Annotated in this window: 14 protein-coding genes; 6 read left to right on the top strand and 8 right to left on the bottom strand. The window is 60.0% G+C overall.

Annotated elements, in window-relative coordinates:
* Positions 1 to 844 precede the first annotated feature (844 nt).
* From AC04SH_RS14365 to AC04SH_RS14345, 5 genes are all read left to right on the top strand, one after another.
* On the top strand, positions 845 to 1,252 hold the full coding sequence (locus AC04SH_RS14365) for an SPW repeat protein (protein ID WP_488575517.1): 408 nt from the start codon (positions 845 to 847) through the stop codon (positions 1,250 to 1,252).
* Between the two features lie 713 nt (positions 1,253 to 1,965).
* Positions 1,966 to 5,574, top strand: coding sequence for a PAS domain-containing protein (locus tag AC04SH_RS14360; protein WP_488575516.1), 3,609 nt, complete (start codon positions 1,966 to 1,968; stop codon positions 5,572 to 5,574).
* Entirely contained in the window at positions 5,571 to 6,212 is a 642-nt protein-coding gene (locus AC04SH_RS14355; protein WP_488575515.1) for a response regulator transcription factor, read from the top strand. Before AC04SH_RS14360 ends, AC04SH_RS14355 begins: the two co-directional genes overlap by 4 nt.
* Before the next feature lie 2 nt (positions 6,213 to 6,214).
* A complete protein-coding gene (locus AC04SH_RS14350; protein ID WP_488575514.1) occupies positions 6,215 to 6,604 on the top strand; it encodes a response regulator in 390 nt (129 codons plus the stop codon).
* Complete coding sequence (locus AC04SH_RS14345) at positions 6,594 to 7,292, top strand: response regulator transcription factor (RefSeq protein ID WP_488575513.1); 699 nt, start codon at positions 6,594 to 6,596, stop codon at positions 7,290 to 7,292. Before AC04SH_RS14350 ends, AC04SH_RS14345 begins: the two co-directional genes overlap by 11 nt.
* 95 nt (positions 7,293 to 7,387) lie before the next feature.
* Here AC04SH_RS14345 and AC04SH_RS14340 read toward each other — a convergent pair whose 3' ends face one another.
* The 6 genes from AC04SH_RS14340 to AC04SH_RS14315 all read right to left on the bottom strand — a co-directional run bounded on the left by AC04SH_RS14340 (position 7,388) and on the right by AC04SH_RS14315 (position 11,448).
* A complete protein-coding gene (locus AC04SH_RS14340) occupies positions 7,388 to 8,035 on the bottom strand; it encodes an HD domain-containing protein (RefSeq protein WP_488575512.1) in 648 nt (215 codons plus the stop codon).
* Between the two features lie 56 nt (positions 8,036 to 8,091).
* Positions 8,092 to 8,550: a carboxymuconolactone decarboxylase family protein gene (locus AC04SH_RS14335; protein WP_488575511.1), complete on the bottom strand. Its 459-nt coding sequence runs from the start codon at positions 8,548 to 8,550 to the stop codon at positions 8,092 to 8,094.
* A 76-nt stretch (positions 8,551 to 8,626) separates the two neighbouring features.
* Positions 8,627 to 9,064: a CBS domain-containing protein gene (locus tag AC04SH_RS14330; protein ID WP_488575510.1), complete on the bottom strand. Its 438-nt coding sequence runs from the start codon at positions 9,062 to 9,064 to the stop codon at positions 8,627 to 8,629.
* Positions 9,065 to 9,109: 45 nt separating this feature from the next.
* Positions 9,110 to 9,526: a cupin domain-containing protein gene (locus AC04SH_RS14325; protein ID WP_488575509.1), complete on the bottom strand. Its 417-nt coding sequence runs from the start codon at positions 9,524 to 9,526 to the stop codon at positions 9,110 to 9,112.
* Between the two features lie 93 nt (positions 9,527 to 9,619).
* A complete protein-coding gene (locus AC04SH_RS14320; protein ID WP_488575728.1) occupies positions 9,620 to 10,456 on the bottom strand; it encodes an alpha/beta fold hydrolase in 837 nt (278 codons plus the stop codon).
* A gap of 233 nt (positions 10,457 to 10,689) precedes the next feature.
* Entirely contained in the window at positions 10,690 to 11,448 is a 759-nt protein-coding gene (locus AC04SH_RS14315; RefSeq protein ID WP_488575508.1) for an SDR family oxidoreductase, read from the bottom strand.
* Between the two features lie 383 nt (positions 11,449 to 11,831).
* Here AC04SH_RS14315 and AC04SH_RS14310 point away from each other — a divergent pair, with 383 nt between their 5' ends.
* Positions 11,832 to 12,611, top strand: a complete 780-nt coding sequence (locus AC04SH_RS14310) for a sensor histidine kinase (protein WP_488575507.1) — start codon at positions 11,832 to 11,834, stop codon at positions 12,609 to 12,611.
* 61 nt (positions 12,612 to 12,672) lie between these two features.
* Here AC04SH_RS14310 and AC04SH_RS14305 read toward each other — a convergent pair whose 3' ends face one another.
* The gene (locus tag AC04SH_RS14305) at positions 12,673 to 14,196 is read right to left on the bottom strand and encodes a mechanosensitive ion channel family protein (protein ID WP_488575727.1); all 1,524 of its coding nucleotides are present in this window, start codon (positions 14,194 to 14,196) and stop codon (positions 12,673 to 12,675) included.
* Between the two features lie 21 nt (positions 14,197 to 14,217).
* Positions 14,218 to 15,528 carry a cytochrome b gene (locus AC04SH_RS14300; RefSeq protein WP_488575506.1) on the bottom strand — a complete coding sequence of 437 codons (1,311 nt, stop codon included), beginning with the start codon at positions 15,526 to 15,528 and terminating at the stop codon, positions 14,218 to 14,220.
* Between the last annotated feature and the right edge of the window lie 3 nt (positions 15,529 to 15,531).

The following is a 15,531-nucleotide window of genomic DNA, read 5'->3' as shown; positions in this document are numbered from 1 at the left end:
TTGCCGCGCAAGCTTTCTTATCCTGGACCGAGATGGCGACGTCAGCAGTGACGCAGTTCGCATCGGCGGTCCGCGAATTCATCGCACCCCGCTACAAGCCCGAACTCCACTATATGCGGGGCCAAGGACCAGCGTGCGCTCGTCGCACGATGAATGTTGGGGGAGGCAAGTCCAGGCAGTAGGCCGCATGCGATGGTGCGATACAGCTTGGCACAAATATCTTGGAGGCATCCAATGAACTGCATCCACTGCGACTCTTCTTTTCACCGGCGACCGTACCACTACTACTTCTGCTCGCAGATGTGTTGGGAGGTCGCCAAGAGAGACACGGCTTGGAGAATCCTGTCGGATGATTTCGGCCCGTTCAGGCCGGTTAAGTTCGCTACTTCTGCTCGGTATCCTTGAACGTCCTGGTCGGCCATCGCGCACGACGCCCTAAAGATTTGCCCGATGACGAGCAATATTGGTACGCGCATCAGGCGACCATTGATGCCGCCATACGATTTGTCGCTTCGTGCCGCCGCGCGCCCCATGCCTGTTTGACCTCGCTCCGGCAGTGGCCGGTGAAACGGCCACTCCACATCCAGATTGTCGCAATGCGCGCTCCCGCGGCTAGATCGGCTCCCGGCGGCATCACGTATGACAATCGCGACACCATCGCTGTCGAACGCAGCGCGCTGTTCTCTCGAGTGAATGCGCATTCCTATGCCTCGGCGCGTGCGTGCAATCCCTGTGACCAACTGCCCTAGCCCTTTGCATCGCCCAACAGATGCCTGCGTAGAATAGTTTAGTGCATCGGGTTGCTCCATTCTTCTCCAACCTGCCTCGAATTAAGTAATTCGAAATGATCAGGCCAATTATGAACTCAAAGGAGAAGAAGATGCCAAGTGAAGCACCAAGCAAGGGGTTGGAATGGACCAACCTCATTCTCGGCGCATGCCTGGCCTGCGCTGCCTTCATGTTCGCCGGGTTACCCCTTGCGGCTTGGAACGCGGGGATCGTCGGCACGCTGATCGTATGCTGTTCTGCTGTGGCGCTCTGTCGCTACGGAGCCTGGACCGAATGGTCCAATCTCACCTTGGGGTGCTGGGCAGTGGTTGCTCCATTCCTGCTCGGATTCGGATCGGCGCAGGGACCGATGTGGACGCACGTTGTTATCGGGCTTTGCGTTGCGACGATCGCTGTCATTCAGCTTGCGGCAAGTCGCAAGTCCCCAGGTGCCTCAAGCACCGGGTCTGAAGCCCGCAGATAATATGGTCCAAACGTGGCCATCGGGGCCGGGCTAGCGGAGTTGCTGCCCGTCCCCGTGAAACAATCTGGCTGAAATGATGGACTCGACGGCACCGCATCGTGGCCGGGCCTCTCATGTCAGTTGGCGGAGCTGCGCGTCCACTGATTGATGCAAACGAGTCCTGCTACCGAAGTGTCGGAAATCCTAGACGATCGGACAATGCTACCTAGCCCTGCACCTGATCGACCCGTAGCGCTTCTACAAAATAAGTTGGTCAGGCCATGCGAGGCTTGAGGGCCTGCTGTGGAAGATCGGCCGGAGGACGAGATCCCGGAAATCCGGCCACCAAAAGCTTGGCCGACACAACCGAGAGTCATCTCGTGGTAGAGTGCATACCTTTCCGCCTCCGCTTAGCTGCATCCGACCTTTTGATCGGTTTCGATTGGCCCGGCTCCGCCTCCGGGCAAAGGAGCGGGCGTACGGGGACCTCGCACCCTTGCCAACAGCGAGCAGGGTGCATCCGCTCGGGCGATTTTACGATATCCTCAATCCCGAGGTTAGATGGGCTTGGCACTCAGCCAGTCTCACCTCATGGATTTCCATGAGGTGCGGCCGGGGGATGATGGGACTACGGTCGGGGCGTGAGTTCGCCAGCCCAGATCCAGACACCAAGGACAAGTGCTATACCCAGCACTGACGGTTCTCATACCTTACCTGTGCTGGAGGAGCAGCCAATGATGCACGTCTGGTCGCATCGCCCCCAATTGGTGCACCTGGGGCTTTTTTTCGCTGCATATGTCCTGGGCTGCGGATTTGCTCAGTTGCTCGCCATCGTGCCTGGGACGGGTATTTCCATCTGGCCCCCGAGCGGACTTTTCATCGCTACGCTTGTCCTCGCCTCCAGGCCCAGCTGGCCTTGGTGGGTAGCGGCGGGATGTCTGGCCGAACTGTTCAGCAATTTTTTATGGTTCCACAGTCCGCTGCCTGCAGCCATCCTGATCTATGCCGGCAACGCTCTTGAAGCGGTGGTCGGCGCATGGCTCGTGAACCTGACCTGCAAGCGGCCGGTCCGGCTGGAAACCCTGCAGGAAGTTCTCGCGTTCGTGGTACTGGCCGCCGGAATCGCGCCTATCGCGAGCGCGACGGTCGGAAGCGCCACCCTTGCGTGGTTTGGTATGCAATCGCAAACCTTCACGGCAGCCTGGCCGCTATTCTGGATCGGCGACGCCACAGGGGTCCTGATCGTGGCGCCAATGGCGCTGGTCGTGTTCCAAAACTGGCGTGACGTGACTCAGCTCCCAAGGGCGCGTTGGATGGAAGTCTGCGTCCTGGGATTGATCTTTCTTGGCGTAGCCACTCTTTCACTCAGCGGCTACCTGCCGTTCGCCTACATAATCATGCCACCTCTTCTTTGGGCCGCGGTGCGCTTCGAGTTCAAGGGCGCTGCGGTCGCCTTGGTCCTCCTCGCGCTGATAACCGCGGTATTCACTATATCCGGCGCCAGCCAATTTGCCGGCGACCCTGAATCGCTGAAGCAAAAGCACATCATGCTTCAGTTGTTTCTGGCCATTTCGGCTTTCTCGGCGCTTATCGTTGCCGCCATATCCAGGCAGCATCAGCTGGCGCTGCGCACACTGCGCCAAAGCGAGCGACAACTTCAGCGGATGATCGATGCACTCCCCGTCCGCGTGTGGAGCGCGACGGCAACGGGCGAGCCGCTGTACTTCAACAAGCGATACCAGGACCATTTCCGCGCTGTTTTCCCGACCTTTGATCCTTCCCAGCGTATCGAGACATTGGTGCAGAAACTGACTCATCCGGAGGATGCTCCCGAGGTCCAGCGGACGCTGTGGGACTGCTTCGCAACCGGCAATGCCACCACGATGCGGTTTCGTTGGCTCGAGAAGGACGGCGACTACCGGTGGGCGGAATGCCGGGTAGAACCCCGGCGTGGTGAGGATGGTGCGGTTGCCGAATGGTACGGCGTTTCCCTCGACATCGACGACGAGATGCGTGCGCAGGAGGCTTTGCGCGAGCGTGAGCGGGAGCTGTCGCTGCTGGTCGACATGGTCCCGGTTAACATTGGCCGCATGGCGCCTGATGGCGAGCCGACCTTCTTCAGCAAGCGCACGCTGGAATCTATCGGCCTGGATGACGTTGCGGATTTGGATAGGCCAGGGATTAGCCGCGTGGCAGCCCTGATAGGGGCGACCGTCCATCCTGAGGATGGGCCGCGCATGAGGGAGGTGCTTGGTCACGCCCTCGCCACCGGCGAACCCTACACAATCAAGTATCGCCGACGTCGCGCAGACGGCGTGTATCGCTGGATGCACGGCCGCGCGGAACCGCTGCGGAATCAAACTGGCACGATCGTGCAATGGTATGTGGCTGCCATCGACATCGACGATGAGGTGCGCGCGCAGGAGGCATTGCGCGACCGGGAGCGGGAGCTGGCGCTACTCGTGGATATGGTTCCGAGCATGCTTTGGCGGCTGAGTTCGGAGGGCGAGCCGACTTTCTTCAACAAGCGCCTGATGAATTTTCTCGGGCTGGACATAGGAAATGCAGACAAGTCTGGCATGATCCGGCTGTCGGCTGTCATAGAGACGGCCGTCCACCCCGATGATGCTGCAGCCCTGGAGGAAGCGCTCAACCACTGCTTCGCCACTGGCGAGCGTTTCTCCAGGAAGTATCGCCTGCGGCGTGCGGATGGCGTCTACCGCTGGGTGGAGGGCAGCGCGGAGCCGCTGCGAGATGAGAGCGGGCGCATCCTCGAGTGGTACGGGCTCACGCATGACGTCCACGATCAGCTGCTTGTGGAGGAGGCTCTTCGTCGGAGCGAGCGACAGCTGCAGCAGCTGATTGATACCGTGCCAGTGCAGATGTGGTGCGTCTCGCCGAGCGGGGAGCCAGCCTACATCAACAAAACCATGGTGGATTATATCGGTCTGAAGCTGGAAGATTTTGATGCCGAGGGCGGATTGCCAAGTGCAATTGAAACGATCGTCCATCCGGATGACAAGGCCGCGTTGCTGGGCGCCTTGACCCATTCCTTCAGCACGGGCGAACCGTTCGAGCTGAAGTTTCGCAACCGCCGATGGGATGGCTCATACCGATGGACGGAGGGGCACGCGGATCCACTTCGCGACGAGAGCGGTCGCATTATCCGGTGGTACGGCGCCAACGTTGATATCCATGATCATGTGACATCTCAGGAGGCATTGCTCGAGAGAGAACGCTTCCTCTGGCAGCTCGTCGAAACACTGCCGGCGATGATTGATTGCGCCGCGCCGGATGGCGAACCGGCATATCGCAGTCAGCAGCTCCGCGAGTTTCTCGGATACGATCTTGAAGAATTGGACGGGACAGGAAAGACCCGGCTGGCCGGCACGCTCGACGCCGGCGTTCATCCCGACGATGTGGCGGGGGTCAAGGAGAGATACGCCCATTCGCTAGCCACTGGCGAGCCTTATGCGCGGAGGCATCGTCTGCGGCGTTTCGACGGCGAATATCGCTGGGTCGAGACGCGCGCCGCGCCGATGCGCAACGCTGAAGGCGCCATTGTGCAGTGGAACGTGATCTGCCTGGACATCGACAGTGAGGTCCGGGTGCAGGAACAACTGCGCCTCGCCCAGGAGAACCTTGCGCGTCAGACCCAAGCGGCCAGCCTGGCCGAGCTCTCCGCGTCGATCGCGCACGAGGTGAACCAGCCCTTGGCGGCCGTTGTGGCAAACTCGCACGCATGCCAGCGTTGGCTCACGGCCGACCCCCCGAATATCGAGCGCGCACAGAAAACGGTGGAGCGCGTCATCCGGGACGCCAACGCAGCGGCGGATGTCGTCAGCCACATCCGCGCCTTGTTCAAACAATCCGTAAAAACTCAGAGGACCGACACAGCGCTGTCGAGCGTCATTGCCGAGGCGCTGGATCTCATGGCGGAAGAGGCGGGGCGGCATCGTGTCCGCATCAATACGGACATCGAACGCAATCTTCCGCTTCTGGTGCTCGATCGCGTTCAGATCCAGCAGGTCCTGGTCAATCTCATGCGCAACGGTATGGATGCGATGGACTCTGATGCGGACGACCGAGTTCTTGGGGTCCGCGTGCGCCGACTGGGCGATGTGGTCCAGACGGAGATCAGCGATCGCGGGCAAGGCGTCGAGTTTCCAGAGAGAATATTCGAGCCGTTCTTCACAACGAAAGGGCACGGGATGGGCATGGGGCTGGCGATCTGCCGTTCGATTGTCGAGTCCCATGGCGGGCGCCTGTGGGTGGAGACCAACGAACCGCATGGAACGACGTTCCTCTTCACGTTGCCGGTTACCGCGGAAGCGGCGCCATGACGACCGAAGACCATATTGTCTACATCGTCGATGACGATGAACGCATTCGCGAGGCGCTCGGCGAACTCTTGGCGTCACACAACATGCACGCCGTCGCGTTCCCATCGGCCGGCGACTATGTCGGCGTAGCCAAGCCGGACGTGCCGGCCTGCCTCATCTTGGATGTCGAGTTGCCGGATATCAACGGCCTTGATCTGCAGAGGCAGATCGCTAAAGGGGATCATCCGCCGATCGTTTTCATAACAGGGCACGGCGACATCCCGTCATCCGTGCGCGCGATCAAGCGCGGCGCCGTGGACTTCCTGACCAAGCCTTTCAGTGACGAGGATCTCATGGCCGCAATCCACGCGGCGATTGCGCAGGATCGGGCAAGTAGGTCGGAGCGCGCCGAGCTTGGCGTGCTGAGGCAACGCTATCTCGACCTGACGCCGCGCGAACGCGAGGTGCTGCCACTCGTGGTGAGCGGCCTGCTGAACAAGCAGGCCGCCGCCGAACTGGGGATCAGCGAGGTCACGCTGGAAATCCATAGAAGGAACGTCATGCAGAAAATGGTGGCGGCGTCGCTCGCCGATCTCGTGCGTATAGCGGAGCGATTGGAAATACCGATCACCCACTCGCGCAGGGCAGGAAGGAACTGAGCGTGAGCAACATCAGGCCTGTTGTGGCGGTTGTCGACGATGATCCACGACTGCTCGAGTCACTGGAGGAATTGCTGGAGTCCGCCGGCTATGTGGCCCGCAGTTTCGCATCGGCGCGACAGTTGCTTATCAGCGGCTTGTCGGGCCTGGACGTGCTCATCACCGACATCGGGATGCTTGGCATGAACGGCTTTGAACTTCGTGACCTTGTGAAGAGGACGCGTCCCGAGCTGCCGGTGTTCCTGATCACAGGCCGCCACGAGATAGCCGATCAGGACCGCGCGCAGGGCATCAGCGGATTTTTCCGCAAGCCCTTCGATGCCCAGGCCCTGCTTGCGGCGGTGGGCGAATCCTTGCGCAATCAAAAAATGGAGGATGATCATGACAGGTGAACAGCCGCTCGCGCGGAGATCGGCACCGCTAGCGCAGCAGCGGGACACGGAGCAACCGCTTGTCATCATTGTCGACGACGATGCGTCGGTACGCGAAGCGCTGTCCGAGTTGATCCTGTCGGCAGGCTTCCAGTCGATCTGCTTTGCCTCGACGCGCGAATTCCTCGACGCCGACGTATTGGACGTCCCTGGCTGCTTGGTCCTCGACGTGCGCATGCCGGGAGCGAGCGGTCTCGACCTGCAGGATCGCTTGGCAAAAAGCGGCAACCCAAAGCCGATCATCTTCCTGACGGGGCATGGCGATATTCCGATGACTGTCCAGGCGATGAAGGCCGGCGCCGTCGACTTTCTGACAAAACCAGCTCGTGACCAAACCCTGCTTGACGCGGTGGTTGCGGGGATTGCCATGGACGCCGCTCGACGGGCGGCTGCAGTGGTCGTCAAGCATAATGTCGGGAGGTTTGAGACGCTGACGCCACGCGAACGTCAGGTCCTGCGCGAAGTCGCGCAGGGGCGAGTGAACAAACAGATCGCATTCGACCTCGGTATCAGCGAGATCACCGTAAAGCTCCATCGCGGCAATGTGATGCGCAAGATGGAGGTCGCGTCCATCGGCGAGCTTATTCGGGCATGGGAAACATTGCCAGCTACGATGCGCGATGGTGCTGCCGCATTGCCTTTGGCTTGATCCCATCGGTCATCGGGGGGATGTCGAGGCACGCGAAACGCGCCGTCGCCGGCGCAGAGTGGAAGCCTGCTCGTCGCGCGGCGCCACTTCTGGGCTTATTCCTCAAAGGGCGCTTTCGCCACGAAGTCGACGGAAGAAGGCGCCCGGTATCCTGGCACGAAGCGTTCGCCAAAGTCCCGGGCGAAGTTGTCGTAGGTCGTTTCCGGGTGCGTCTGGGCGATATGACAGAAGCACCGTGTCATGCGAAGCTTCATATCGAGCCGCGGGAATTCGCCTACGATCAGGGCGATTTCTGCCGCAGGGATCGTCTCGTACTTCAATCCAACAACGTCCAGGCAGATGCCGCCAGTACAAAGGGCCACCTCTGCCTCCTTGTAGAGGCCGATCGACGGGGTCGAGTTGAGGGCCACGCTGTCCCAGATGAGCTGGGCCCGGCGCTCGCCTACCCCGGCTTGACGTGAGAAGGTCCTTGCCAGATCCGCGCCTTCAACTTCGAAACGGCGCGGACCGTCAAAGCGCTCGTTGAGCGTGATGTCATGCAAAAGGGTTCCGACCGCTACGACTTCCACATCGTGGTCGATGTTGCCGAGCTGTCCAAGCCGCGCCGCAAACAGCCAGGAGCGGACGACGTGATTGAACAAATAGGCCTCGCATTCTCTCCGCGCATACTCGAGAGCCTGCTGCACGAGCGGGGTGTCGGGTACGGAGACCCCTGCAAGTGTCCGGCTGGTGGTTCTGGTCATCTCGAATGTCTCCTTGAGACTTTCCGGCCGGTTTTCGCCGGCCGCTTTCGCCGGTTTCAAGCGGCGGCACGCATGCGATCCGCGGGATGCTGCAGGCGAAAGCCGATTGCCAGCCTGTTCCAGGCATTGATCGTAGCGACGCCGATCGATAGCGCGACGAGTTCATCTTCCGAGAAGGCGTTGCGAGCTTCCTCGTAAGCTGCGTCGGGCGCATGGGTCTCGGCGATGCGGGTGAGGGCTTCTGCCCAGGCGAGGGCGGCCCGTTCGCGGTCCGTGTAGAGGGCAGATTCGCGCCAGGCGTCGAGCAGCAGCAGCCGATCGTCGGTCTCGCCCAGCTTGATGGCGTCTTGCCGGTGCATGTGCAGGCAATGCGCGCAGCCATTCATCTGCGACACCCGCAATTTGACGAGCTCGAGCAACTTTGGGTCGAAGCTGCTTGCAAGCCAGCTTTCGACGGCTACGAGCCCTTCGATGCCACCGTTCTTGCGGGCCAGGAAATTCAGACGCTTGGTCATATGAGACTCCATGATGTCGATTAAACGTTTCTCGCAGGGCGTTGGAGCTCGTTGCTCCGAAGGTTGACGATCTCGGTTAGCGATAGCCGACACCGGCAACGTAATCGGAAAGTATCTGCTCCTGGATCTGCTCCCGCTCGAACAGAACTTTCATCGCGTCGCGTATGTCGAGAATGCCGATAGGCCTGCCGCCTATGTCGACCACGGGCATGTTCTGGAGGTTGGTGGCAGCCATTGTCTGCCACACCTCATGCAGATCATCCTCTGGCTTGCACGACACGATAGCTCTGCTCATCAGGACGGAAACTGGCGGCACTAACGAGGCCGAACTGACGAGATGGCGGACGAGGTCAGATTTGCTCAGCACGCCTTCGGCGCTACCGTTGCCATTGCAGACCACGACAAGGCCGATACCGGGCCTGGAAAGCGATAGGGCGGCCGCTTGCACAGTGGCATTGACGTTGATCACGGCAAGGCGCGACGAGGTCAAGGCATGCAGTTTGTCGATAAGCATTGCAGCCACCCTCCATGTTCAAACCGATCCGACAGATGCTCGACCTCAGTCGTCGTTGTATGTGGTCAGCTCGGTTTCACTGGTGTCGACGACGAACACAGCCAGAAGCTTTGCCGGTTCGGTCGCACTGGCATTTTCGCTGACGCCGTGGCGGTCGCCCGGAAATTCGGAAAAGCTCTCGCCGGCGCGATATGTCGTCACCGGCCCGTCGTTGACTTGGCTCCGGATTGCGCCTTCGAGAACCGTCGCAAAGATGAACGAAGATTTTGGATGCGTATGTCCCGCCGAAGTGCCGCCCGGTTCGTACTCGACGAGCACGGCGCGCATGCTCTTGCCCGGCACGTTGGGCAGCGGGTGGTCGTAAATCAGCGTGGCCTTGTCGCCATGGGAATCACGGGCGAGCGCCGAGCCCATTGCGAGACTGGTTGCGATAGCAGCGGTGCAGAGGATTGTTCTGATCATTGTCATGACTCCATTAGCTTTTGGGAAGGGGGATCGCCGGCCGGGGAGGGACGACCGGCGATCGGGCTCTCGCTGGGGGGAAGCGGCGCGAGCCTATGACTTGATGAAGGCCAGCAGGTCGGGGTTCACCACATCGGCATGGGTGGTGCACATACCGTGTGGGAGTTTCTCGTAGACCTTGAGCGTCGCCTTTTTCAGAAGCTTCGATGACAGCAATGCCGAGTCGGCGATCGGAACGATCTGGTCATCATCACCGTGCATGACGAGCGTCGGCACGTTGATGGCCTTCAGATCCTCGGTGAAATCGGTCTCCGAAAAGGCCTTGATTCCTTGATACTGTGCCTTGGCGCTGCCGATCATCGCCTGCCGCCACCAGTTCTGGATCACGGCTGGGATCGGCTTAACATCGGGCCGGTTGAACCCGTAAAAGGGACCACCGGCGAAATCCGAATAGAACTGCGCACGACCGTCGGCGAGCGATTTACGCAACCCGTCGAAAACTTCGATTGGCAGGCCGCCTGGGTTGGCAGGCGTCTTCAGCATTATCGGCGGCACGGCGCCGATAAGCACGAGCTTTGCAACGCGGCCTTGGCGCTGACCATGCTGCGCTACATAGTGAGCGGCTTCGCCGCCGCCGGTGGAGTGGCCGACATGAACGGCATTTTTCAAGTCGAGGTGCTCGAATACCGCAGCGGCATCTTCGGCGTAGTGATCCATGTCGTGACCTTCGCTGACCTGGGCCGAGCGGCCATGGCCGCGCCGGTCATGGGCGATGACCCGGTAGCCCTTGCCGAGAAAAAAGAGCATCTGCGTATCCCAATCGTCGCCGCTCAGTGGCCAGCCATGGTGGAAAACGATCGGTTGGGCGTCTTTGGGACCCCAGTCCTTGTAGTAAATATCCGTGCCGTCCTTGGTGGTGACCGTGCTCATGGTCGTTGAACCTTTGCTTGAATTGGAAGAGAGAAGTTTCTTCCCCCGCTCAGCCTTCGCGAGCGCTGCGCTGGGCAGACCGGCTGCAACGGCGGCGGCCATCGTGCCCAGCAGAACATCGCGCCGCGTCGTTTCGGCAGGGGTGGGAAAGTTGTTGCTCATCACGTACTCCTTCGCGTTTGGGCGCTGGGCCTCGCCAATCCAGGACGAGGTCGGCTCGTGGCGGGTGCGGATCAGTGGCTCTGGAGCGAAGCGTGGGGGAGCCATTGCTCGAAACGGATGGCGCCGATGCGTGCGTTGCCGGCAGGAACCAGCGACCCGTCTTCCAGCTCCGTACCGAAGTAGAGTGCGCGAGGATCGGCAATCACCTGGCGCGGATCGTTCGTCGCTTTCAGGAACCGCGCGACAAACTCATTGAAACGCACCCGCTCGGGCCCGGCGATGTCGATCGTGCCGTTGACCGGAGGCGCAAGCGCAACATCCGCCATGACATCGGCGACGTCATCGGAAGCGATAGGCTGAAAGGAGACTGCCGGCAGATGGACGGCATCGCCGACCATCGACGACTGGGCGATGCCGCCCAGAAACTCGAAGAACTGCGTCGAATGAACGATGGTGTAGGGGATGCCGGAGCTCTTGATCAGTTTTTCCTGGGCCACCTTGGCGCGCAGATAGCCGCTCTTTGGCAGCCGTTCGGTACCGACGACCGAAAGCGCAATGTGGTGTTTCACGCCAGCAGCTTTTTCTGCTGCAAGCAGGTTTCGGCCGGAGGTCTCGAAAAACTCCAGAACGGCCTTGTCTTCGAATGAAGGCGAATTCGCCAGGTCGATTACAATTTGTGCTCCTGCCAGCGCCTCTGTCAGGCCCTCGCCGGTAATCGTATTGACGCCCGAATTCGGCGACGCTGCAAGCACGTCATGGCCCTTCTTGCGCAGCCTCTCGACCGTCTTCGACCCGATCAGTCCGGTGCCGCCGATAACCACGATTTTCATGTCGAAACTCCTCGTTCGCGTTCCATGGATTGAGTTGGCGATTGGCCTTTCTTCGCTATAGACAATGCGACGGAGCTGCCGGCCAAACTATCGAACGGAAGCATCTGTCGTTCGATGCGAAGGTCTAGGACCGATGAGCCCAAAGACCGGGAGTCCTATGTGGCGATGGGAGGAGGGCTAGATGCGTGTGGATTGGTTGACCGGGCTCTCGGGTAAGTGGTCGACCCTCCGGCACATAAGAAAACGCATCCCGGTAAGCTTGTGACAAGGCCGCCTTGGTCCGCTGGATATGCCGTCCTGATCCTCGATCCAATCGACCGCGCGTACCCCTCGCACTTAGCGTTTGGCAGGACCAGATCAGCTACGCACTCAGGGGACGCCAATTGTCACGCGCAAAAGCAAGACCAGGCACGGCAGGCGACAATGACTTTCGTCGGAATGCCGACAGCGCATCCAACGCGCGTCGCACGGAGCAGCCGACCGCCGGTATCGTTCATGATCTGGGCAATCTCATCCAGGTCGCGTCATCCGCGCTGAATCGCGTCGCGCGAGACTCAAGCGTCTCAACGGCTCCGGACCTTGAGCCCGTGATCGCAAGTGCCAGAACGGCGCTGCAGCGCGCTGGCGCGCTCGTCCGAGATACAATGGCCAGAGCCTTGGAGGCTCCAAAAGAAATCGAACACACGGATTTGAGGAGCTGCCTGGCTGAGGTTGAAACTCTCGTCCGAAGCGCATGGGAGCTGCAGATCCGGCTCGAGGTCCGTATCGAATCCGATTTGCCTCTTGCGATATGTGGCCGTTTGGGCCTGCAGAACGCGGTCCTGAATCTCGTGTTCAATGCGCGCGACGCGATGCCCGACGGCGGCTCGATCTCGATAGACGTCGCATTGGCGGATGATGGCCATGGCGCCCTGGTCGAGCTCTGCGTCACTGACACCGGTATCGGCATGACCCAGGAAACCATGGCCCGCGCCTTCGATCCTTTCTTCACCACGAAGTGCCAGGGCCTGGGCGGTATCGGCTTGCCAATGGTGAAGCATTTCGCCGAGCAGCACGACGGCAGTGTCGAAATCGACAGCGCGCTCGGGTCGGGCACAACCGTGATCTTGCGGCTGCCTGCGGCGGACGCGGGCGGACATCAGGCCATAGCGGCAACCAAATAGCTGAGAATCCTCACACGAAGCCCGCTATCACCAAGGTCGGTCCGTAGAAGGGTCACGTCTTTCAATCCGTTCGCAGTTCGGCTGCTCTAACACGCTTCAACGGAACGCTGCGGAAGACAGTCTGAATGGCTTTGAGCAGCGCAAACCTCGAGCTTGCGTGCTGCTGTTCAGCTTTGCCGTTTTCATCCAAGGTCGACATTCCGGTTGCCAGGATGGCCGCCAGGTCCTCGGCCATTTCGGGCCGGTCGAGCAGCAACGGGGCGAAGCTCACCTGGTCTATCTCGTAGACCACGACGTGGCTCATCGCCCGCAATGTCGACATCTCGCCGATGCCGGCAAGCAAGCCGGTCTCCCCGAAAAAATCGCCTGGCGCCAGGTGACCGATTTCATTGAGGCGAGCATCGTCTTCGCGTTGTCGAGCAATGACGCCGGTCTGGACGATCATGAGAGATGGCAGCATTTCACCCTGTCGTGCGATGATGTCGCCCTTGCGATAAGTGCGCACCGAAACCGTTGCCGCAAGACTCTCCTGCTCATCCTGCGTTAGGGCCGAGAATATCGGTATCGCCCTTATAAGTTCGCTAGGACTGACCGGCGGGGGAAGAGCCTTCTGTTCCGACGGCAGAGCGGGCATCGAAATCGACGAGGAAGGCTCCGCCAGTAGCAACCCTGTGGATTTCACATGGCGATAGACGAGATCGATGATTTCATTCTTCGCCAGGACACGTCGATGGACATCGGCAACATAGAACAGCAATTCGACCTCGATCGCCCGTGCATCCAGACTCTTGATCGCAACCAATGGCGGCGGTTCCTTCAGAATGGAGTCGCAGCTCAGCAAGGCCATGCGCATCACATCCACGACAATCGCCGGCATCTTCGTCGGCGCCAGTCTTACAGAGAGCGAAAGTCCGTGGGTCTCGTCGGGGCCGCTTACATTGGTCAGGCCAAGCTTGGCCAGGAAGCTGTTCGGGAGAACGACTATGTTGTGGGCCCAAGTGAGCAGGTGGGTCGATCGCCAGTTTGTCTCAACAACACGACCTTCGGTGCCGTCGCTGAGCACGATCCAATCGCCGAGCACATAGGGGCGACCAAGGGTTAATGCGACGCCCGAGAATAGATCGCTCAGCGTGTTCTGAAGCGCCAGGCCCAGCATGATGGCGAAGACGCCCGACGTGGCGATAAGCGTCCCGACCGGTATGGCGAAGACGAAAGCTAGGATCGATAGCAACATTCCAACGTAGACGACGCCGACCACCAGCTCCTGAAGCAGGCGCGCCTCACGTGGCTTTCCCTCGACGACAAGGTAGATGCGGACAAAGCCGATCAATGCCCATGCGAAATGAAGCCACCAGAGCACTTTGGCGGATCCGATAAGGATTGCTTCAGGTGTTGCCACATCGCCTCGTGCCTGTTCGTACGGAACGACGGTTCCGTTCAGCAGCAAGGCGGACATGATGAGGAAGAAGGCGATCTGAACGATCAGCCGTGCGTTGGCCAATCGTTTCGGAATGAGGTTCCACACGACAATTCCGGCAAGCCCGACCAGCACGATGTAGGGCAGAGGGGAACTCCACAAGGTCATGACTGCATCAGCATCCGCCACCTATTTCTGCTCCAGATGGGGCCGATGGCCCGTGCCTTGCGGAGCGCCGGGAGTTGACGCTGCCTTGTTCTTCGCCAGGACTGCTTCGGTTATCGAGTGGGGCAGGGGGCGTGACGTCTCGATGAATCCGAGTAGCGGCATGCCGACGATGAAGAACACGAAATAGTACAGAGTCGCCATTTGGGACATCGTGACATAGGCGCCTTCCGCAGGTTGTGAGCCGAGCCAGCCCAGAAAGAGGGCGTTGGCCACGAACAGCCAGAAGAAGAATTTGTACCAAGGCCGGTAGACCGCCGACCGCACCTTTGAGGTGTCAAGCCACGGCACCAAGAATAGCACGGCGATTGAGCTGAACATCGCGAGCACGCCGCCCAGTTTGGAATTGATCGGCCCAATATTGAAGGTGATGGCACGCAGGATCGCGTAGAACGGCAGGAAGTACCATTCCGGCACGATGTGCGCAGGCGTCTTCAGCGGATTTGCGATCGTGAAGTTGTCCGGATGGCCGAGATAGTTCGGCAGGTAGAAGACGAAATAGGCGAAGAAGAACAGGAACACGATGATGCCGAACGCGTCCTTCACGGTAGCGTAGGGTGTGAAGTCCACAACATCGGTTGTTGATTTCACCTCAATGCCGGTTGGATTGTTCTGGCCGACTACGTGAAGGGCCCAGATATGCAATGTCACCACGCCGGCTAGCAAAAACGGCAGCAGGTAGTGCAGCGCAAAGAAGCGGTTCAGCGTTGGATTGCCGACGGCGTAGCCGCCGAGCAGCAATTGCTGAATCCAGTCACCGACCAGTGGAATGGCGCTGAAGAAGCCGGTGATGACAGTGGCGCCCCAGTAACTCATCTGGCCCCACGGCAGCACATAGCCAATGAAGGCCGTCGCCATCATCAACAGCAGGTTGGTACAGCCGAGCACCCACAGGAGCTCACGCGGTGACTTATACGAACCATAGTAGAGCCCGCGGCAAATGTGGATGTAAACGGCGATGAAGAAGAATGAGGCGCCATTCGAATGCAGGGAGCGCAGCAGCCAGCCCGAATTCACGTCGCGCACGATCTTTTCGACCGAATAGAAAGCGAGAGTGGTATCGGCCGCATAGTGCATGGCGAGTACGACGCCGGTCAGGATCTGCGCCACCAGCATGACCGTGAGAATGCCGCCGAACGTATAAGCGTAGTTCAGGTTGCGAGGGACGGGATAGACGATGAAGGAATCATGCACCAACCGTGGCAGCGGCAGGCGGGCGTCGAACCAGCGTTCGATACCGGTCTTGGGCTTGTAGGTCGAGTGTCCGTCACCCATCGA

This window comes from Mesorhizobium sp. CNPSo 4688, from assembly GCF_057784295.1.
The sequence above is the reverse complement of the archived record's forward strand: the minus strand, read 5'-3'. Positions and strand labels throughout refer to the sequence as shown.

Coding starts and splice junctions, on each gene's coding strand:
- AC04SH_RS14365 (WP_488575517.1), top strand. CDS start 845: ATGATCAGGCCAATTATGAACTCAAAGGAGAAGAAGATGCCAAGTGAA.
- AC04SH_RS14330 (WP_488575510.1), bottom strand. CDS start 9,064: ATGCTTATCGACAAACTGCATGCCTTGACCTCGTCGCGCCTTGCCGTG.
- AC04SH_RS14345 (WP_488575513.1), top strand. CDS start 6,594: ATGACAGGTGAACAGCCGCTCGCGCGGAGATCGGCACCGCTAGCGCAG.
- AC04SH_RS14305 (WP_488575727.1), bottom strand. CDS start 14,196: ATGACCTTGTGGAGTTCCCCTCTGCCCTACATCGTGCTGGTCGGGCTT.
- AC04SH_RS14335 (WP_488575511.1), bottom strand. CDS start 8,550: ATGACCAAGCGTCTGAATTTCCTGGCCCGCAAGAACGGTGGCATCGAA.
- AC04SH_RS14315 (WP_488575508.1), bottom strand. CDS start 11,448: ATGAAAATCGTGGTTATCGGCGGCACCGGACTGATCGGGTCGAAGACG.
- AC04SH_RS14355 (WP_488575515.1), top strand. CDS start 5,571: ATGACGACCGAAGACCATATTGTCTACATCGTCGATGACGATGAACGC.
- AC04SH_RS14360 (WP_488575516.1), top strand. CDS start 1,966: ATGATGCACGTCTGGTCGCATCGCCCCCAATTGGTGCACCTGGGGCTT.
- AC04SH_RS14300 (WP_488575506.1), bottom strand. CDS start 15,528: ATGGGTGACGGACACTCGACCTACAAGCCCAAGACCGGTATCGAACGC.
- AC04SH_RS14320 (WP_488575728.1), bottom strand. CDS start 10,456: ATGAGCACGGTCACCACCAAGGACGGCACGGATATTTACTACAAGGAC.
- AC04SH_RS14325 (WP_488575509.1), bottom strand. CDS start 9,526: ATGATCAGAACAATCCTCTGCACCGCTGCTATCGCAACCAGTCTCGCA.
- AC04SH_RS14340 (WP_488575512.1), bottom strand. CDS start 8,035: ATGACCAGAACCACCAGCCGGACACTTGCAGGGGTCTCCGTACCCGAC.